Origin of the sequence: Streptomyces sp. NPDC087901 (genome assembly GCF_044742205.1) — a bacterium.
GTDB lineage: Bacteria > Actinomycetota > Actinomycetes > Streptomycetales > Streptomycetaceae > Streptomyces.
Genome location: NZ_JBIUUC010000019.1, coordinates 1 through 18,799, shown reverse-complemented (window position 1 = coordinate 18,799; position 18,799 = coordinate 1). Strand labels below are relative to the sequence as shown.

The window sequence follows — 18,799 nt, the reverse complement described above, 5'->3', positions numbered from 1 at the left end:
GCCGGTGCCGGGAAGGCACCGGCGGGGAATCCACCGGACGGCGGTCCGTGGTCAGGCGCCGGGAATCCGGCCGGCGCCGGCCTTGAGGCCGACGAGCAGGGGCACGAGCAGCGGGTGGTCGACCTTGGCGCGCAGGGTCGGCGTCCAGCCGGCGCCGGTGGTGAGCTGCTCCGCGGGGACGCCCGCGTTGTGGACGGCGACGAGGTCCGTCCGGCGGCCGTTGACGTAGTTGTCCGCGGCGGTGAGCGAGGACTCGGACCACTTCTTGAGGATCTTCGCCTGGTCGAATCCGGCGCCGAGGGTGAACGCGTTGTGCTCGGCGACGAGCTGGGACTTGGCGCCGATGCCGTACGTGTAGCCGTAGACGCTGCCCGTCGTGGCGACGAAGTGGTTGTTGTAGGAGTCGACCTGCCCGAAGCGGACGCGGGGGGCGCGCTCGTTCACGTCCTTGAAGAGGTTGTGGTGCAGGGTGACCCGGAGCTTGCCGCTGTCGGTCGCACCGGCGCCGTCGCTGTTGCCGATGAGCATCGTCTTGTCGTGGTCCTTGAGGACGTTCCACGAGACGGTGACCAGGTCGGCACCCTTGACGATGTCGAAGAGCCCGTCGTGCTGCTGGTACAGCTCGTCGAAGTAGCGCGGCTGGCCGGCGTCGGGGCGGTCCCCGTCGCTGAAGGTGTTGTGGTCGACCCAGACGTGGTCGGAGCCGTAGACGACGAGGTTGTCGTACTCCGAGTTCCAGTGGCCGGTCTCACCGTCCGTGGGGTCCCACTGGGGGAAGCAGTCGTAGGTGTCCTCGAACGAGATGTTCCGGACGATGACGTTGGAGACGTTCTGGATCTGGAGGCTGGCGCCGATGACCGTCGCGTCCTTGCCGACCCCGACGAGCGTGGTGTTGGACGGGACGTAGACGTTCACCGCGGCCTTCTGCAACGCCGCGGACGCGAGCCGGGCGTCCTCCAGGGGGCCCGACGGGACCTCGTCCCGGCCCCAGGTGGCGGGGTCGTAGGCGGCGAGATACGTGTCCAGGGTGTAGCCGTCGGTCTGGTACGCCTCGCAGTCGATCGGGGTGCCCTCGGCGTCGGAGTTCCCGTGGACGGTTCCGTCGATCCTGATGATCTTCGGTGCGTCGCCCGCGTCCTCGAAGGCGGCGATGAGTTCGGCCCGGTTGCTCACGGTGTAGATGTGGTCGGGGGTCGCGGCGGCGCCGCCGGTGGTGGAGCCATCGGCGGCGGCCCAGCCGTCGCCCTTGGCGAGGACGGCGCGGTCGATGCCCTTGTGGTGGCCGGGGCCGGCCGGGTGCCCGGTGGCCTGAGCGGGGACGGAGACGGCGAGCGCCAGGGAGGCGCAGCCCATCACCAAGGCGATGGCGCGGGCATGACAGATGCGTGCGGGCATGGCGGATCCTTCAGTGGTGAGGTGAGGTGAGGTGAGAAGGAACGGGTGGGGCGGCCGGGTCAGGCCTGCGGCCAGGTGATCCACTCGAGCGGGATCGCGGAGTCGGTACGGCGTACGTCGCGCGGGGCGAGTACCTGCCCGGCCACGAGGGCCCGGGCGACGAGCCGCGCGGCCTCGACGGCGCCGCGGGGCTGGAAGTGCGTGTTGTCCTGTCGCCCGTCGGGGTAGTTGGGCGACTGGCCCGGCTCCAGCCAGTTGAAGTAATCCGACGTGCCGTCGGGCCCGAGCTCCTGCCAGCGCGCGAGCGTGAGCGCCTGGAGGTCGAGCAGGGGTACGCGCTCCTGGGCGGCCAGCGCGCGCATCGCGGCCGGGTACTCGCCGTGGGTGGGCTTCGCCGTGCCGTCGGCGGCGAAGCGGCGGCGCTCGACCGGGGTGAGCAGGACCGGCCGCACCCGGCGGGACCGCGCGCCGCGCACGTACTGACGCAGGTGGTCCTGGTAGGTGGTGTACGGGTCGGTGCCGCGGGCCGGGTCCTCGGTCTTCTCGTCGTTGTGCCCGAACTGGATCAGCAGGAGGTCACCCTCGCGGACCCCCTCCAGCAGGGCCGCGAGCCGGCCCTCGTCGATGAAGCTCTTCGAACTGCGGCCGTTCATCGCATGGTTGGCGACGGCCAGGGTACGGCCCAGGAAGAACGGCAGGGCCATCCCCCAGCCGGTCTCGGGCGCCGCGTCGGCGTACTTCTGCGCGGCCGTCGAATCGCCGGCGATGTGCAGGGTACGGGGACGGGGGCGGCCGCCCGGGCTGTGCGCCGCCGCTGCGGTGCCGGTGGCGAGTACCAGGGGCAGCGCGGTGATGGCGGCCACGGTCTGCCTGCGGGTGAGTGACACGGTGAAGCTGCCTCTCTCATGGATGCGTAGCGGTGCGTACGCGGGCGTACGGCGGTACGGAGTGCAGGAGGAGAGGGGACCGGCGGCGGGACGCGACCCGAACCGCCGCCGGTCCCCGGTCACCGGGGTGTCGGCCTGGCGAGCGGCCGGTCAGCCGTTGCCGATCTCCTTCCACTCCTTCTGGGCCGTGTTCAGCTCGTCCGCGATCTTGTCCAGGAAGGCCTTGGCCGTGACCTTGCCGAGCAACAGCTTCTGGAACTCCGGCTCGTTGTCCGCCTTGCTGATGTTGTTCCAGTCCGGCAGGTAGTACGGCAGCTGCACGATCTTGGTGGAACCGTCGGTGAGGGCCTTCGCGGCGAGCTCGGTCGGCTCGGTGGCGCTGATCCACGGGTCCTTGGCGGCCTCGGTGTTGGCCGGGATGGCGCCCGCGGACTCGTTCCACTTGCTGTTCGACTCGTGCGAGGCGGCGAACTCGATGAACTTCCAGGACGCCGTCTTGTTCTTGCTCGACCGGAACAGGCCGAGCCCGTCGACCGGGTTGGAGACCTGGACCCGGGTGCCGCTGTCACCGATCGGGTTCGGTATGCCGGCGAACTTCTCCTTGCCCAGCGCCTTCAGGTGGTCCTGGTAGGAGCCGAGGTTGTGGCTCAGCATGCCGATGGTGCCGGTGTCCCACTGGGCGACCATCTTGGTGAAGTCGTTGTTGACGTCGGCGGCGGGTGTCGTCTTCTTGTACAGCGCCACGTACTTCTCCAGCGCGGCGACGTTCTTCGGGTCGTTGAGCGTCGTCTTGTCGCCGCTCCAGAACTCCGTGATGCCGGACTGCCCGTACGACGCGTCGATCGCCTGGGCGATGGAGCCGGCGCCACCGCGGATGGTGTAGCCGAACTTGTTGTCCTTGGAGTCGGTGAGCTTGTCGGCCGCCGTGTAGAAGTTGGCCCAGGTGGTGGGTGCTTCGAGGCCCGCCGCCTTGAACAGATCGGTGCGGTACCAGAGGGCACCGTTGTTGGCGGAGGTCGGCACGGTGTACATGTCGTCGCCCCGGCCGCCCGCGTCCTTGACGCTCGCGACCATGCCCTCGACGAGCTTGCCGTTGAGGGCGGAGCCCTTGATCCGGTCGTTGAGCGGGTCGAGGGCCTCCTGCGAGACCATGTTGGCGAGGTAGGCGGTGCCCACGCCACCGACGTCCGGCAGTCCGCCGCCCGCGATGGCCGTGTCGTACTTGGACTGCACGTCGGCGATCGGGATCGGCACGTACTTGACCTTGATGTCCGGGTACTTCTTCTCGAAGTCCTTGATGATCTCGGTCCAGATGGCGGTGCGCGGACCACCGTTGTTGTCCCAGAAGGTGATCTCACCCTTCCCGCTGCCCTCGGTACCGGTCTCGCTGCCGTCGTCACCGCAGGCGGTCGCCGTCAGGGCGAGCACTGCCGCGAGGGACACCGCTGCCGCGGCACGCCCACGCTGCGTCTTCGAGATGGTCATGGTCGGCTCTTCTCTCTCGGTTCTCTGTTGTGTCGTGCGCACTGCATGGGGGGTGTGCCGAACTCCGGGATTCAGCGGTGGGTGCCCTGCGGCGCCCAGCCGTCCTCGCCCCTGAGGTAGTCGGAGATCTGGTGGTGCGCGGCTTCCTCGGCGGACATCTGCGGCCGGTCCGCGGTCACCGCGGCGCCGGGCCCGTAGGTCCGGTACTCGGTGAACCGGGCGTCCTGCCACGGGAAGCCGCCCATCTCGCTCCACGGCGTGGCCTTGACCGCCGCGGGCAGGAGGGTCTCGCGGATCAGGACCTGGCCGACCGCGTCGGGGTTGCCGCTCGGGTGCCAGGGCCGGCCGAGGTGGAAGGTGTCCGCGGGGGCGTCGCTGATGATCCGGCTGCGGGTGATCAGGAAGCCGTACGGGTTGTCCTTCCACGTCGAGGCGGCCGTGACGTAGCCGTTGTTGAGGGCCGAGCCACGGCTCAGCGCCTTGATCACGGAGTGCTCGATGACCGTGGTGGCGCGGCCGTAGATGAAGTCGACGTCGCCCTCGATGTAGACGTCCCTGAGGTACACCCGGGCCTTCTGGGTGAGGACCGGGGTGTCGGTCATCAGGGTGTCCTGGTTGCCGAGGAAGGCCGTGTTCTCGAAGGTCAGCCGGTCGCCGGTGGTCTTCACGGCGAGGGCCTGCTCGCCGCTCAGCTCGACGGCGGCCTCGTCGAAGTCGTTGGAGAAGGTGAGGTTGCGGGCGCTGAAGTCGTGTCCCTCGACGACGACGGTCGCACTGCCCCAGGAGCCCTGGGTGGTGCCGTCCGGCTTGAGTTCGCCCTGCGGGGTGTCGAAGACGACGAGCGTGTCCGAGCGGTTCCTGCCCGTGCCGACGAGCGAGACGTACGGCTGGTTCTTCCCGATCCTGACGTGCTCGCGATAGGTGCCGGGGGCGATCCGTACGGTGATCCGGCCGTCGTTGCCCTGCGGCACCGCGTCCACGGCCGCCTGCACGGTGGCGTACGCGCCGGGCACCCGGAGCACGGTCTCGGTGCCGATGTCCTTCTGCGGCCCGGAGTCACGGGTGACCAGCTTCGGAACGTCGGCCGCGCGGTCCAGGTAGTACGGGTAGAAGTCGCGCGGGTCGAAGGCGGTGCCCCAGGCGTCGGTGCGGCCCGTGGTGTTCCTCAGGATCGAGCCGCGCTGCACCAGTTCGGCCGTGGCGTCCGCCTGGTACGGGTGCTGGACGTCCCGGTAGTAGCTGTTCTCGATGACCATCTTCGTGGCGCCGCGCGCCCAGTTGCCGTACGTCCACACCGGGTCGCCGTCCGCGACCTGCGCGGAGAGGTAGTTGTTGTAGAGGTGGGCGTAGGCGCAGTTGTCGGCGGAGGGGTTGCGCTGCTTGGTGCCCTCGAACCAGTTGTGGTCGATGGTGATCTGCGTCTTGACGTTCGCGGTCCAGCCGATGCCGAGCGCCTTGTTGTGGTTGCTGAAGTGGTTGTACGAGACGGTGATGTACTCGCTGTCCTTGCGGATGTCGAGCAGTCCGTCACCCATGTGCGTGAGGCGGTTGTGGTCGATCCAGATGTGGTCGGCCGAGTCCATCTGGATGGCGTCGAAGTCGGTGGTCTTGCCGTCCCAGTCGCCCTCGACGTACGAGTCCCGGATGGTGAGGTTGCGGATGATGACGTTGTGGGTGCCGGGGTTCAGGTGCAGTTCGCCGTGGACGATCTCCCCGCTGTCGCCGACCCCGACGATGGTCTTGTCGGAGGCCACCACGATGTCGTGGCCGAACGGCTCGACGGCGACGGATCCGGCGACCCGGATGACGTAGGGCTCCGGCGCGGCCGCGTAGGCCGCCAGTTCGGCCTGGGTGGAGACGGTGACGACCTTGCCGCCGCTGCCACCGGTGGTACCGCCGGCCAGCGAGGCGAATCCGTGCGCGGTGTCGGACCAGGTGTCGTGCGCGGCGCCGGGACCGGCCGGCTGTGCGGCGGCGCCGGCCGAGGGGGCGGACGGTACGAGGAGTGCGGCGGCCAGGGCGAAGGCCGCGGTAAGAGTTCGTGCTCTGGTGCGCTTGTCGCTCAGGTGCATCGATGCGGCTCCTGTACATGCGGATCAGGCAGGGCGGATGTGCTCCGTACGGGTCATGCGGTGGTGCGGAATCCGGTGAAGCAGGCCGTCCCGGCCGGCCCCGTCCCGGGCGGTGCGGTGGCGAACAGTCCGAGCAGGGCACCGACCCAGCGCCACGGAGTCGCGGCGAAGACCTGGCCCGAGGGGCGGAATCCGGTCCCGTCCCCGGTGTCGGCGAAGAAGCGGCAGCGGGCGCCCGGGGTGACCTCGATCCGGAGCCGGACCCGGCCCTCGGGGGCCGGCCTGCTGTGCGCGGCGTCGCGTTCGTGCTCGGCGACCGTCTCGGCGTACCGGTGCACGAGCCGGATCCCGCCGTCCGCACCGTCCGCTGATCGCTCCAGGCCGATCCAGCTGAACGCGTCCCCGAGCACCGCGAGACCGGCCTTGGCACCCGCCGCCTCGCTGCCGAGGGTGAGCCCGGCCTCGACGGTGAACGTCTCGGCGGGCAGCCGCTGGACCAGCACGTTCGGCAGGGCCCGCAGATCGTGTGCGTACGCGGTCCGTACGCAGCTGAGCCGCAGCCCGTCCCCGCCGTGCTCGACGGTCCAGCCGGGGCGCGGATCGGCGGTCCACTGCCACTGCCTGCCGTACCGGCCGCCCGGGAAGCTGTCGCCGCTGGCCGGGGCGGCGGCGGACTGCTCGGGCGCGGCCGGTTTGGTGTGCACGGATACGGGTTCTCCCCCGTCGCCGATGACCGGCCAGCCGCCGTCCTCCGCGTCCCAGCGCATCGGCTGGAGGTGGACCACCCGCCCGTACGCCCCGCGCTCCTGGAAGTGCAGGAACCAGTCCTCGCCGGCCGCGGTCGTGACCCAGCCGCCCTGATGCGGCCCGTTGACCTCGGTGCGGCCCTGGGCGAGGACGACGCGTTCCTCGTACGGCCCGAAGAACTCCCGGGAGCGGAAGGCACCCTGCCAGCCGGTCGTGACCCCGCCGGCCGGGGCGAGGATCCAGAATTCGCCGTCGCGACGGTAGAGCTTGGGGCCCTCCAGGGTGAACCAGCCGGGGATCGTGTCGGCGTCGATCAGGGTCTTGCCCTCGTCGAGGAGTTCCCGTCCGTCGGGGCTCATCCGGTGGCCGGTGAGCCGGTTCTTGATCCCGGAGCGTGACTTGGCCCAGGCGTGCACGAGATAGGCCTCCCCGGTCTCCTCGTCCCACAGCGGGCAGGCATCGATCAGTCCCTTGCCCGCCTTGACCAGATGGGGCGCGCTCCACGGGCCGCGGATGTCCTCGGCGTTGATCTGCTGGATGCCGTGGTCGGGGTCGCCCCAGAAGATCCAGAACCGTCCGGCGTGGTGCCGGAGCGACGGCGCCCACACCCCGCAGTCGTGGCGGGGCACGGCGAAGTCGGCGGCCGGCTCCAGCCGGTCCAGGGCGTGGCCGATGAGGGTCCAGTTGACGAGGTCGCGCGAGTGCAGCAGCGGCAGTCCGGGGACCCGGCCGAAGCTGGAGGCCGTGAGGTAGAAGTCGTCGCCGGCCCGCACCACGTCGGGGTCGGACCAGTCGGCGTTCAGTACCGGGTTGCGGTAGGTGCCGTTGCCGAGGTCGGCGGTCCAGGGGCGCTCGCCGGCCGCGCTCACGCGGTCACCGCCCGGCGGGCGTAGGCGGCGGCCCCGTCCCGGTCGAGCCGGCCGTCCGCGACGACGGTGACGACCCGGCGCACGATCGTCCCGCCCGCGGGGACGGGGAGCCGGCGGTCGGCGGCGAGGGAGGAGCCGACGCCCGGGTACTCGGTGGTCCGCACGAACCACGGATCCCGGCGGGTCTCCTCGGTCGCCCCGGCGAACACCAGGGTCCAGCCGTCACCGCTCATCGCCACCCAGTCGGCGGCCCGCCCGTGCACCGCCTCCTCACCGTCCGCGGACCCGCTGAACACGGCGGGCGCCACTGCCTCCTTGGGGGCGCGCCAGAAGAAGCCGCCGTAACCGGCGCCCGGCCGGCCGTTGGTGGCGGGGCTGCCGATCGACAGGTCCGAGGTGCCCCGGTTGGTGAGCGAGAAGGAGAAGTCCAGCGCCCAGGCGTTCGGAGAGAGTTCGGCGGTGGCGACCGTGCGGTGCTCCCGCAGCAGTTCGGTGTCTCCGGCCTCCCAGCTGAGCTCCTCGACGAATCCGTCCGGGTCGCGGAGCTTCCAGCCCAGGTGGCGCTGGACCCCGTGGTTGTCGAGCGCGGTGGGGCCCCGGTCGCGGACGAAGGTGCGGCCGCCCCAGAAGTTGTGCCCGGCGACGTCCGGGACGGCGACGGAGGTGCCCAGGTGATGGAGGTGGTCGGCCGGGCGTTCCTCGGTGACCGGGGTCCCCCCGAGCGTGGTGACCGGGTGGAGGTAGGGGCGGCCGTCGGCGCCGGGGAGGTAGGTGTAGCGGCCGACCGGGCGGCCGGCGCAGCTGAGCAGTGCGGTGGTGATCACGATGAACTCACCTCGATGGGGAACGCCCAGGGGGCGCCGAGTTCGGAGAAGAGGGTGAGGGTGTCGGCGCCCGCTTCGACCAGCGCGTCGATGCCACGTACCACCCGGCGGGGGGCCGCGGAGTCGGTCGCCGGCACGGTGTACCAGGCGTCGGCCGGCAACGCGCGTGGCTCGGCGGCGGTCCGTACCGCCTCGACGACCTCCATGAACGCGCCGGTGCGGTGCGGCGGTACGAGCAGTGCGGCGTCCCGCACCAGGTGGTCGACGAGGTTCTCCAGGAGGTCGGTCCGTCCGTGCACCGCCTCCTCGGGGCCGTGTCCGGCACGCTGGACGAGGACCCGGTCCTGCTTGTACCAGAACGTGATCCGGCCGCGGTCGCCGTGGACGATCACATAGGGCTCCCCGGCCTGTTCGGCGCAGAGGGTGACGGCGGCGGTGACCGGGATGCCGGCCGCGGTGGTGATGCGTACGCAGGAGGTGTCGTCGGCCTCGATGTCGTGGGCGCGGAACAGCTCGGTCTCGACAGCGGCGACGTCCTTGGCCGTGCCGCTGCCGGCGAGTTCGAGGGCGGTGGCGACGGCATGGGCGAGCGGGTTGGTCAGGACCCCGTCGACGACGTCGGTGTCACCGATCCGGCGCCGCCCGGCCCAGGGTGCCCGCCGGTAGTAGGCCTCGTCCCTGACCCAGGCGCCCGCGGCCCCGTAACCCTGCACGGTGCCGATGGCGCCGGTGCGCACGAGCTCGCGGATGGCGGGCACGGCGTGCGAGCCGAAGGACTGGAAGCCGACCTGGCAGGCGATGCCGGCGTGCTGCACCCCGGCCAGGATCCGTTCGAAGTCGGCGCGGGTCGCGGCGGGAGGCTTCTCCAGCAGGAGGTGGACGCCGCGGCCGGCGGCGGTGAGTGCCAGTTCGGTGTGGGTCTGGATCGGGGTGCAGATGACGGCGGCGCGGGCCCCGGTGGAGTCCAGCAGCGCACCGAAGTCGGCGGACTGCTCAGGGAGTTCACCGGCGAATGCGTCGAGTTCGCCGTCGGCGAGCGGCGTCAGCTCGCAGACTCCGGCGAGCCGTACGAGGCCCTGGTGCTGAAGGCGGCGGATGTTGGCGAGGTGCCAGCGTCCGTGGCCGCGGGCGCCCGCGAGGACGATCGGGACAGGTGTGGTGGTGGCAATCGACGGCATGTCCGTCACCCCTTCACGGCGCCGGCACTGAAGCCGGTGATGAGCCACTTCTGGATGAAGGCGAAGACGATCACCACGGGGACCGCGGCGATCACACCGCCCGCGGCGAGCGCGCCCAGGTCGACGCTGTCCGCGCCGATGAGGGTGTTCAGGCCGACCGGGATCGTCTGCTTGTCCTGCTCGCTGAGGAACATCAGGGCAAACAGGAAGTGGTTCCAGCTGTGCACGAAGGCGAAGGAGCCGACCGCGATGAGTCCCGGCCGCAGCAGCGGCAGCACCACCGCGCAGAAGGCCCGGAAGCGCGAGCAGCCGTCCACCCAGGCGGCCTCCTCCAGCGTGACGGGCACGTTCTTGATGAACCCGCTGATCAGGATGATGGAGAGCGGGAGCTGGAAGACCGTCTCGGCGATGACCACGCTCCCCAGGGAGTTGATCATCTGGAGGTTCTTGAAGATCTCGAAGAGCGGCACGAGCATCAGCGCGCCCGGGATGAACTGGGAGCAGAGCAGCGCCAGCATGAAGGCGTTCTTGATCTTGAAGTTGAACCGGGCGAGCGCGTAGCCGCCGGCCAGCGCGACGAGCGTCGTGCAGACCAGGGTGCAGACCCCGACGATCATGCTGTTCTGGAAGAAGACCGCGAAGCTGCGCTCGTTCCAGACCTTGGAGAAGTGCTCCCCGGTCATCGGCCAGGGCAGCAGCGAGGTGGAGCCCGAGGGGCGCACGGCGAACAGGAACATCCAGTAGAACGGGATGAGGGTGAAGACGAGGTAGATGCCGAGCGGTACGTAGATCTGCCAGCGCGGCACGTCGTCGAAGGCGCGTTCGCGGCCGGGCTTGCGTCGCCGGTGCGCGGCGGGTTGTCGAGTGCTCTGTTGGGGCAGTCGCCCGGTGTCGGTGCCGTTCTTCTCGGCCAGTGCGGCAGTCACTTGTGGTCGCCTCCGAACTTGCTCAGGCGCAGATAGACGATCGAGCAGAAGAGGAGGATCACGAAGGCGACGGTGGTGAGCGCGGAGGCGTACCCGAAGTCGTGGCCCTCGATGCCGGTGTTGGCGACATAGAGCGGCAGGGTGGTGGTCTCGCCGGCCGGTCCGCCACCGGTGAGGGTGTAGAGGAGGTCGACGTTGTTGAACTCCCAGACACCGCGCAGCAGCGTGGAGAGGATGATCGCGTCCCGCAGGTGGGGCAGGGTGATGTGGAAGAACTGGCGCATCCGCCCGGCGCCGTCGACGGACGCCGCCTCGTACAGCTCCTTGGAGACGGACTGCAGGTCGGCGAGGATGAGGATGGCGAAGAAGGGGACCCCGCGCCAGAGTTCGGCGACGGTCGCGGCCCAGAAGACGGTTCCGGTGTCGGAGAGCACGGATGTGCCGTAGTCGCCGATCCCGGCGTCCGCGAGGTAGCGGCTGAATCCGGTCGAGGAGTTGTAGAGCAGGATCCAGATGGTGCTGGTCAGCACACCGGAGACGGCCCACGGCGAGAAGACCATGGCGCGGGAGATGCCTCGGCCGATGAAGCTCTGGTTGACGATCAGGGCGAGTGCGAGCCCGAGGGTGAGCTGGAGCGCGACCTGGACGACCACCCACTGGGCGCTGAAGGTCAGCGTCGTCCAGAACTGGTCGTCGTCGGTGAAGATCCGGGTGAAGTTGTCGAGGCCCGCGAAGCCGTTCCGCCACGGCTTGGTGACGTTGTAGTTCTGCAGGCTGTAGTAGAAGACGCTGATCACCGGGTAGGCGATGAAGCCCAGCATCAGCAGCCCCGCGGGGGCGATCAGCAGATACGGCAGCCGGCGGGGGCTCGCGGAGCGGCGCCTGGGCACCTTGGGCGGTGTGGCCACAGCGGCGGCTTGGGCCATGACACGTCTCCGTTCTCTCTCAGGTACGGGGTGCGAGGTGGTGCTGAGGGTGCTGGGAGGTGCTGTGCGAGGCGGTGCGTGTAGTGCGCAAGCGCTTGCCGCATGGTGTTCGATATACCGAACGGGGCGGGGCGCCGGAATTCCGGTGGGCCGTTCAGCCGGCGTACGGGTCGGGCACTTCTCCCGGCCGGGCCAGGAAGGCGAAGTCGCAGCCGGTGTCGGCCTGGGTGATCTGGTCGTGGTAGAGCGCCCCGTAACCGCGCTCGTAACGGGTGGCCGGCGGCGTCCACTCGGCCCTGCGCCGCGCCAGCTCCTCTTCCGCGACGTCGAGATGGAGCAGACGCGCTTCGACGTCCAGGGTGATGGAGTCACCGGTGCGGACCAGTGCGAGAGGTCCGCCGACATAGGACTCGGGCGCGATGTGCAGCACACAGGCCCCGTAACTGGTGCCGCTCATCCGGGCGTCGGAGAGCCGCACCATGTCCCGTACACCCTGCTTCAGCAGATAGTCGGGGATCGGCAGCATGCCGTACTCGGGCATGCCGGGACCGCCCTTGGGTCCGGCGTTGCGGAGCACCAGCACATGGTCCGGAGTGAGGGCCAGCGCCGGGTCGTTGATGGTGCGCTGCATCTCCTTGTAGTCGTCGAAGACGACCGCGGGGCCGGTGTGGCGCAGCAGGTGGGGCTCGGCGGCGATGTGCTTGATGACCGCCCCGTCCGGGCAGAGGTTGCCACGCAGCACCGCCACGCCGCCCTCGTCCGCCAGGGGGTTGTCGCGTTCCCGGATGACGTCGCTGTTGTGCACGAGTGCGCCGTCGAGCTGTTCGCGCAGGGTGTCATGGGTGACCGTGGGACGGTCCAGATGCAGTACGTCGGTCAGCCGGGCCAGGAACCCGGGCAGCCCGCCGGCGAAGTGGAAGTCCTCCATGAGGTACTTCCCGCCGGGGCGCAGATTGGCCAGCACCGGGACGGTGCGGGCGATGCGGTCGAAGTCGTCGAGGGTGAGCTTGATGCCGGAGCGGCCCGCCATCGCGATCAGGTGGATGACGGCGTTGGTGGAGCCGCCGAGCGCGAGGACGGTGGCGACGGCGTCCTCGTACGCCTCCGCGGTGAGGATCGACGACAGCTTCCGCTGCTGCCACACCAGTTCGACGATCCGGAGCCCCGACTGCGCCGCCATCCGGTCGTGGCCGGAGTCGACGGCCGGGATGGAGGAGGCGCCCGGGACGGTGACGCCGAGCGCCTCGGCGGCGGCGGTGAGGGTCGAGGCGGTGCCCATCGTCATGCAGTGGCCGGGTGAGCGGGCGAGCCCGTTCTCCAGCTCGTCCATCTCGCAGTCGCCGATGAGTCCGGCCCGCTTGTCGTCCCAGTACTTCCACATGTCGGTGCCGGAGCCCAGCACCTCGTTGCGCCAGTGCCCCGGCAGCATCGGCCCGGCGGGCACGAACACGGCCGGCAGGTCGACGGAGGCCGCCCCCATCAGCAGTGCGGGCGTCGACTTGTCGCAGCCGCCCAGCAGCACCGCTCCGTCGACGGGGTAGGAGCGCAGCAGCTCCTCCGTCTCCATCGCCAGCATGTTGCGGTAGAGCATCGGGGTCGGCTTCTGGAACGTCTCCGAGAGGGTGGAGACCGGGAACTCGAGCGGGAAGCCGCCCGCCTGCCAGACACCGCGCTTGACCGCCTGCGCGCGGTCGCGCAGATGGACGTGGCACGGATTGATGTCGGACCAGGTGTTGAGGATCGCGATGACCGGCTTGCCGAGGTGCTCCTCCGGGAGGTAGCCCAGCTGGCGGGTGCGGGCACGGTGACTGAAGGAGCGCAGCCCGTCGGTGCCGTACCACTGGTGGCTGCGCAGCTCCTCGGGGGTGATGCGGCCGGTCATATGGACCACCCCGCGACCTGGGCGGCGACCTCGGCGCGCTGGGACTCGGGCAGCACCCGGCTGGGCGGTCGCACGTCGCGGCCGCACAGGCCGAGCGAGGCCAGGGCCTCCTTGACGACCGTCACGTTGTTGGCGGACTGCCGGTCGGCGCGCAGCTCCTCGAAGCGGCGGATCTGCTCCCAGACCTTCATCGCGGCCGGGTGGTCGCCGGCCCGCAGCGCCTCCAGCATGGCGATCGAGACACCGGGGGCGACGTTGACGAGGCCGGAGGTGAATCCGGTGGCACCCGCGGAGAAGTAGGCGGGGGCGTACAGCTCGGCGAGACCCGCGACCCAGACGAAGCGGTCCAGGCCCGCGTCCCGGGCGAAGGCCGCGAAGCGTGCGGCGTCCGGGACGGCGTACTTGACGCCGACGACGTTGGGGCAGCTGTCGGCGAGGACCGCCAGGCACTCACCGTCGAGGTGCGGGTTGCGGATGTAGGGGACGACGCCGAGTCCGGGGACGGCCTCGGCGATGGCCCGGTGGTAGTCGATCCAGCCGTCCTGCGAGACGTACGGGTGGACGGGCTGGTGCACCATCACCATCTCGGCGCCGGCGTCGCGGGCGTGCTCGGCGGCGGCGACGGCGGTCGGCACGTCGTGTCCGACACCGACCAGGATCGTGGCACGGCCGCCGGCCTCGTCGATCGTCAGCTCGGTGACGGTGCGCCGCTCCTCGGGGGTGAGCGCGTAGAACTCCCCGGTGTTGCCGTTCGGGGTGAGGATGCGTACGCCGCCGTCGAGCAGCCTTCGCAGCAGGGCGCGGTGCGCCGCCGTGTCGATGGTCCCGTCCGCGGCGAACGGGGTCACCGGGATCGCGACGACATCTGCGAGGGCCGCCTTCAGCGGTGTGAGGTCCATGCGGACAGGCCTTTCGTCGGTGTGCTGCTGGTTCACGCCGCGTCACCCCCGTCTTCGTCGTCGGGGAACGCGCGGCGCACGAACGACGCGATGTGGTCGTGCAGAGCCCCGGCCGCCGCGTCCGCGTCGTCGGCGAGCGCGAGCCGCAGGATCTCCCGGTGCTCGGCCGCCTCCCGCTCCCACGACGGGATGGCCGTCCACGCGACCGTCGACACGAGCGCCGCCTGGTCGCGGACCTCGTCGAGCATCCGGGCCAGCAGCGGGTTTCCGCAGGGCAGGTAGAGCGCCCGGTGGAAGTCCCGGTTGGCGAGCGACCTGTCGGCCTTGTCGAGCGCCGAGTCGGCGCGCTCCAGGGCCTCCTGGGCCTCGTCGAGCGAGGCCTTGCGGGTGATGGAACGGCGCAGCGCCTCCGGTTCGAGCAGCAGCCGCACGTCGTACACCTCCCGGGCCATGGACGCGTCGACCAGCCGCACGATGGCGCCCTTGTACTGGCTCATGACGACCAGGCCGGTACCGGCGAGAGTCTTGAGCGCCTCACGGACGGGGGTCTTGGACACCCCGAACTGTGCGGCGAGTTCGGTCTCGACGAGTGCCTGCCCTGGTCTCAGCTGCGCCGTGAGGATCGCGTGCTTGATCGCCTCCAGCACGTACTGGGTGCGGGACGGAATCGGGGTGGGCGCAAAGGTCATGAGTGAAGGGCTCTCGCATCTCGCGTATCGCGTCTCATATATGACGTACGAAGTACGACGCGATGAAGCTAGAGGCGCCACGAATGTTTCGTCAACGCTTCTGACAGAAGAACTTCACGGGACTACGACGTGTGCCCTACACCGATCTCGGGCCCCGGCCACTCCGGACAGCCGGCCTACGGCATCCTCCGGATGCTCTGCAACGGCCTTACCGGCCAGCCTGATCGCACAACGAACGCGCAGGTCAGGGAGGTTCGATGGCGATACGGGCAGAGTCGGCGGCGGGGCGGGTCCTGCGTGACCGGACAGCGGGGGTGTTCCTCGCAGCGGTCGTCGTGTCCGGATTCGGCAGCTCCGCGATGTTGCTGGCAGCCGGAATCTGGGTCAAGTCACTGACGGGCTCGGACAGTCTGGCGGCGCTCGCCCTCTTCGCCGTCTGGCTGCCGGTACTGTTCGGGCCGCACCTCGGAGCGGTGGCCGACCGGCTGCCCAGGAAGCCGCTGCTGGTCGGGGCGAACACCGTCATGGCCCTGTTGATGACCGCGCTGACCGCGGTGGATTCGGCCGGGCGGATCTGGATCCTGTTCGCGGTGCTCCTGCTGTACGGGACCGGCTCCGCACTGATGGACGCGGCCGAGTCGGCCGTGGTCGCCCAGGCCGTGGACAAGCGCCTGCTGGGCGATTTCAACGGTTTACGGATGATGGCGAACGAGGGCATGAAGCTGGTGGCCCCGCTCACCGGAGCAGCGCTCCACGCCCGCTTCGGGGGCGGCGCGGTGGCCCTGCTGGACGCCGCCTCCTTCGCCCTGGCCGCCGGGCTCTACGCACTGCTGCGCGTACGCGGGCGGGAGCCGGCGGCCGGAGACCGGGACGGCGGCTGGACCGCCGGGACGCGGCAGGTGTGGGGGTCGCCTGCGGTGCGGCCGCTGGTGCTCGCCGGGGCGGTCACGATGCTGTGCGCAGGGCTCAACGGGGCGACGTTGTACGCCGTCGTGGACGGGGTGCTCGGCCGCTCCCCCGCGTACGCGGGCGTGCTCTCCGCGGTCCAGGGCGCCGGGTCCGTCACGGTCGGGCTGCTGGCCGGACCGCTGCTGCGGCGGCTGCCGGAGCGGGTGTTCACGGCGGCGGGGATCGCCGTGTTCGCGGTGGCGGTGGGCCTGCGGGCCCTGCCGTACGACGCGGTGGCGCTGGTGGCGTGCGGCCTGATCGGGGTGGGCCTGCCGTGTGTGCTGATCGCCGCGATGACGGCGGTGCAGCGGGAGACGCCGGACGCGGTCCTGGGCCGGACGGCCGCGACCGCGGGCACGCTGATGATGGCGCCCAACGCGGTGGCGCTGGCGCTCGGCGCGGGGCTGGTCGCACTGGTGGACGTGCGGGTGCTGCTGCCCCTGGTGGGCGCGGCGGCGCTGCTGACGGCGGCATGGCTGGTCACGGGCCGGCGGGGGGAAGGTCCCCACCGGCCCGCGTGCGTCAGCGGCTGAGGCGTGAGAGCCCTCCGGCGACGGCTTCGAGATCCGGGTCCGAAGCCAGCCCCGCGTGGTACAGGCGCAGTTGGTTCGCGCCGAGCGAGGCCGCGTGGGCGGCGTCGCGCTCCAGCGTGCCGGGGCTGCCTCCCATTCCCCGCACCACGGTGAGGTTGGCCGCGAGAACGCCTCCGCGGCCGGCGAACGGGCCGAGCACGGCCTCGCGCACCGCGTCACCACCCGTGCAGGGCAGCACCACACCGTCCGCCACGGACAGGATGTGCTCCGGGTCGACACCCACGTTGGCACCGGAGCGGTACGGCGCGGGATCGGCGTGCAGCAGCACCTGGAAATCGGGCGAGGCCGACGCCCGCACCGCGGCGACCACCGACTCCTGAAGCCCTCGGGCCACCTGGGTACGCCACCGGAGGGTGGCGGCGGCGAGATCCGCACCGAGCAGCTTCTCGATGCCGTCCCAGCCCGCTTCCGGGGCGCCCGAACCGGACCACACCGGCTCCAGCGCACGGCGCACGGCCAGGCCCACCTCCTCGGCGTCCAGCCCCTGGCCGTCGTATCCGGCCCGGCAGTCGGGACAGAAGCAGAGCGACATCAGGTACTGCGCAGCGTCACCGAGGCCGACGCCCGCGATCTTGTCGTGGGCGTGCAGATGCGCGAAGCCGTACCAGCCGCACGACTCAAGTTCGGTGCCGCGCGCCCCGTCCCGTACCGCCGCCTCCGCGGCCAGGTCCACCAGATACGCGCGGACCGCGGGCTGCGCGATGCAGGGGGCCCAGGGGTAGCGGTCCCCGTAGGCGTTGACCACGGAGGTGCCGGGGTGCTCCGCGCCCAGCCGGGAGTTGTGCGCGAGCACGACCCAGCTGTGCACGTCGAGCCCGGCTCCGGCCAGCGCCTCGGCGGCCTCCGCGTAGGCGTCGTCCGATGCCACCCAGGACTGCGGGTACGGGCGCAGCTCGCGCCCCGCCCACCGGGCGGCGTCCGGCGGGTAGAGCACCGCGGCGTGCTCGGCCGTGACGATGCGGCGGGCCGGATGGCGCGGGGTCAGCGCGCGGGTGGAGTGGTAGGCCGCGGCGAGCGTCACCTGCTGGACACCGAGGTCCGCGACCCGGGCGGCCGCGTCCGGATCCCCGACGATGTCCCAGGGGTAGAGGAAGGCGGAGGTCTTCACCCGCGCTCCCCCGCGCCGCTGCGCTCCAGCAGCGCACGGCCGGCCTCGATGATCTCCGTCAGCTCCTTGATGTGCGCGGCCGGTGGCTCGGTGAGCGGGGTGCGCACCTCGCCGACGTCCAGGCCCTGGAGGCGGACGGCCGCCTTGACCAGCGAGACCGCGTAGCCGCGGCCCTTGGCGCGCAGTTCGACGAGCGGGCGGTAGAAGGTGTCGAGCAGCGCGTTGACGAGACCGTCGTCGCCGGACTCCATGGCGCGGTAGAAGGCCAGTGCGATGTCGGGTGCGAAGGCGAACACGGCGGAGGAGTAGAGCGTGACGCCGATGCCCCGGTAGGCGAGACCGGTGAGCTCGGCCGTGGGCAGCCCGTTGAAGTACAGGAAGTCCTGGCCCGGCAGTCCGGTGCGGACGGCACTGACGATGCGCTGCATCAGGTCGAGGTCGCCGTAGCCGTCCTTGAGACCGATGATGCCCGGCGTCTGCGCCAGCGCGACCACGGTCTCGGGGGTGAAGACGGCGTTGTCGCGCTGGTAGACGATCGTCTCCAGGCCGGTGGCGGCGGCCAGCGCCGTGTAGTGGGCGAGCAGCCCCTCCTGGCCGGCGAAGACCAGGTACGGCGGCATGGCGAGGAGGCCGTCCGCGCCGGCCTCCTCGGCGAGCTTCGCGAACTGGACCGCCAGTGCGGTGCCGTATCCGGCGCCTGCCACGACGGGCACCTCACCGGCGGTCTCCTCGACTGCCGCAGCGACGACGAGGCGGAACTCCTCGGGCGTCAGGGCGTGGAACTCACCCGTGCCACAGCAGGCGAACACGGCCGCCGCACCTGCGTCGACGCCCTTGCGCACGTGCGCGCGGAAGGCGTCGAGGTCGACGGAGCCGTCCGGTCCGTAGGCGGTGACGGGGAAGAAGAGCGGCCCGGCGACAGCGGTGAGTCGGGCGGCAAGTGGGGCTGAGGTCACGGGCGCTCCCTGAGCGGATTCAGGCGTGCACAATTCTGATTGACGTCCATATTCATGAACAGCCCTTACGCTAAGGCAGCGGTTCACCGCGGGTCAAGGCGGCTTCCCGTTCCGTCCTCAATCGCCGGACGGGCTTGTTTGTGCGGGTGCCCCGCGTGGTTTCGCCGCTCCCCGGTGGGTGAGGGTCCGGGGCCCCTCCGGGGCGTCTCCTCAGACGACGAACGTTCCGCAGGTACGCAAAGCGCCCCGGGTACCTGTTCGTCGTCCTGCGGGGACTCCCCTGCACGGCCCCGGACCCGGCCGCCCTGCGTCTGCGGCATTCGTCCCACCGGCGTGCAGACGCGAGTGATGCAGGGTGGGGGCGTGCAGGGGGGTCCCCGCAGGAAATGGCGTACGACCCGGGTTCATCACGGTC

15 protein-coding genes are annotated in these 18,799 nt (G+C 70.8%); 1 reads left to right on the top strand and 14 read right to left on the bottom strand.

The window, feature by feature from the left end; translation table 11 throughout:
* Positions 1-51: 51 nt before the first annotated feature.
* The 12 genes from ACIOEW_RS36850 to ACIOEW_RS36795 form a co-directional block, all read right to left on the bottom strand.
* Complete coding sequence (locus tag ACIOEW_RS36850) at positions 52-1,395, bottom strand: polysaccharide lyase family 1 protein (protein ID WP_401969566.1); 1,344 nt, start codon at positions 1,393-1,395, stop codon at positions 52-54.
* 59 nt (positions 1,396-1,454) lie between these two features.
* Positions 1,455-2,282 carry a rhamnogalacturonan acetylesterase gene (locus ACIOEW_RS36845; protein ID WP_362546844.1) on the bottom strand — a complete coding sequence of 276 codons (828 nt, stop codon included), beginning with the start codon at positions 2,280-2,282 and terminating at the stop codon, positions 1,455-1,457.
* 150 nt (positions 2,283-2,432) lie between these two features.
* On the bottom strand, positions 2,433-3,767 hold the full coding sequence (locus tag ACIOEW_RS36840) for a sugar ABC transporter substrate-binding protein (RefSeq protein ID WP_362546841.1): 1,335 nt from the start codon (positions 3,765-3,767) through the stop codon (positions 2,433-2,435).
* Positions 3,768-3,838: 71 nt separating this feature from the next.
* Positions 3,839-5,839, bottom strand: coding sequence for a pectinesterase family protein (locus tag ACIOEW_RS36835; RefSeq protein ID WP_401969563.1), 2,001 nt, complete (start codon positions 5,837-5,839; stop codon positions 3,839-3,841).
* Between the two features lie 53 nt (positions 5,840-5,892).
* Entirely contained in the window at positions 5,893-7,455 is a 1,563-nt protein-coding gene (locus ACIOEW_RS36830; protein ID WP_401969562.1) for a family 43 glycosylhydrolase, read from the bottom strand.
* Positions 7,452-8,279, bottom strand: a complete 828-nt coding sequence (locus ACIOEW_RS36825) for a PmoA family protein (protein WP_401969560.1) — start codon at positions 8,277-8,279, stop codon at positions 7,452-7,454. Before ACIOEW_RS36825 ends, ACIOEW_RS36830 begins: the two co-directional genes overlap by 4 nt.
* Positions 8,276-9,457: a Gfo/Idh/MocA family oxidoreductase gene (locus ACIOEW_RS36820; RefSeq protein WP_362546829.1), complete on the bottom strand. Its 1,182-nt coding sequence runs from the start codon at positions 9,455-9,457 to the stop codon at positions 8,276-8,278. Before ACIOEW_RS36820 ends, ACIOEW_RS36825 begins: the two co-directional genes overlap by 4 nt.
* A 5-nt stretch (positions 9,458-9,462) precedes the next feature.
* Positions 9,463-10,383 (bottom strand): carbohydrate ABC transporter permease, encoded by a 921-nt coding sequence (locus tag ACIOEW_RS36815; protein ID WP_401969559.1) that lies wholly within the window; start codon positions 10,381-10,383, stop codon positions 9,463-9,465.
* Positions 10,380-11,309, bottom strand: a complete 930-nt coding sequence (locus ACIOEW_RS36810) for a sugar ABC transporter permease (RefSeq protein WP_350988898.1) — start codon at positions 11,307-11,309, stop codon at positions 10,380-10,382. The genes ACIOEW_RS36815 and ACIOEW_RS36810 overlap by 4 nt, the downstream gene beginning before the upstream one ends.
* A gap of 154 nt (positions 11,310-11,463) precedes the next feature.
* Positions 11,464-13,191, bottom strand: coding sequence for an L-arabinonate dehydratase (gene araD, locus ACIOEW_RS36805; protein ID WP_401969556.1), 1,728 nt, complete (start codon positions 13,189-13,191; stop codon positions 11,464-11,466).
* A complete protein-coding gene (locus tag ACIOEW_RS36800; RefSeq protein WP_401969685.1) occupies positions 13,188-14,090 on the bottom strand; it encodes a dihydrodipicolinate synthase family protein in 903 nt (300 codons plus the stop codon). The genes araD and ACIOEW_RS36800 overlap by 4 nt, the downstream gene beginning before the upstream one ends.
* 32 nt (positions 14,091-14,122) lie before the next feature.
* Complete coding sequence (locus ACIOEW_RS36795; RefSeq protein WP_362546820.1) at positions 14,123-14,779, bottom strand: GntR family transcriptional regulator; 657 nt, start codon at positions 14,777-14,779, stop codon at positions 14,123-14,125.
* 257 nt (positions 14,780-15,036) lie between these two features.
* Here ACIOEW_RS36795 and ACIOEW_RS36790 point away from each other — a divergent pair, with 257 nt between their 5' ends.
* Positions 15,037-16,260: an MFS transporter gene (locus ACIOEW_RS36790; protein ID WP_401969554.1), complete on the top strand. Its 1,224-nt coding sequence runs from the start codon at positions 15,037-15,039 to the stop codon at positions 16,258-16,260.
* On the opposite strand, the gene ACIOEW_RS36785 is transcribed toward ACIOEW_RS36790, so the two are convergent.
* Both ACIOEW_RS36785 and ACIOEW_RS36780 read right to left on the bottom strand, forming a co-directional pair.
* On the bottom strand, positions 16,250-17,428 hold the full coding sequence (locus ACIOEW_RS36785; protein ID WP_401969551.1) for a hypothetical protein: 1,179 nt from the start codon (positions 17,426-17,428) through the stop codon (positions 16,250-16,252). The two genes, ACIOEW_RS36790 and ACIOEW_RS36785, sit on opposite strands and share 11 nt — an antisense overlap.
* A complete protein-coding gene (locus ACIOEW_RS36780) occupies positions 17,425-18,384 on the bottom strand; it encodes a 5-dehydro-4-deoxyglucarate dehydratase (protein WP_401969550.1) in 960 nt (319 codons plus the stop codon). Before ACIOEW_RS36780 ends, ACIOEW_RS36785 begins: the two co-directional genes overlap by 4 nt.
* Positions 18,385-18,799 lie beyond the last annotated feature (415 nt).

Coding starts and splice junctions, on each gene's coding strand:
- ACIOEW_RS36850 (WP_401969566.1), bottom strand. CDS start 1,395: ATGCCCGCACGCATCTGTCATGCCCGCGCCATCGCCTTGGTGATGGGC.
- ACIOEW_RS36840 (WP_362546841.1), bottom strand. CDS start 3,767: ATGACCATCTCGAAGACGCAGCGTGGGCGTGCCGCGGCAGCGGTGTCC.
- ACIOEW_RS36835 (WP_401969563.1), bottom strand. CDS start 5,839: ATGCACCTGAGCGACAAGCGCACCAGAGCACGAACTCTTACCGCGGCC.
- ACIOEW_RS36820 (WP_362546829.1), bottom strand. CDS start 9,457: ATGCCGTCGATTGCCACCACCACACCTGTCCCGATCGTCCTCGCGGGC.
- ACIOEW_RS36810 (WP_350988898.1), bottom strand. CDS start 11,309: ATGGCCCAAGCCGCCGCTGTGGCCACACCGCCCAAGGTGCCCAGGCGC.
- araD (WP_401969556.1), bottom strand. CDS start 13,191: ATGACCGGCCGCATCACCCCCGAGGAGCTGCGCAGCCACCAGTGGTAC.
- ACIOEW_RS36800 (WP_401969685.1), bottom strand. CDS start 14,090: ATGGACCTCACACCGCTGAAGGCGGCCCTCGCAGATGTCGTCGCGATC.
- ACIOEW_RS36795 (WP_362546820.1), bottom strand. CDS start 14,779: ATGACCTTTGCGCCCACCCCGATTCCGTCCCGCACCCAGTACGTGCTG.
- ACIOEW_RS36790 (WP_401969554.1), top strand. CDS start 15,037: ATGGCGATACGGGCAGAGTCGGCGGCGGGGCGGGTCCTGCGTGACCGG.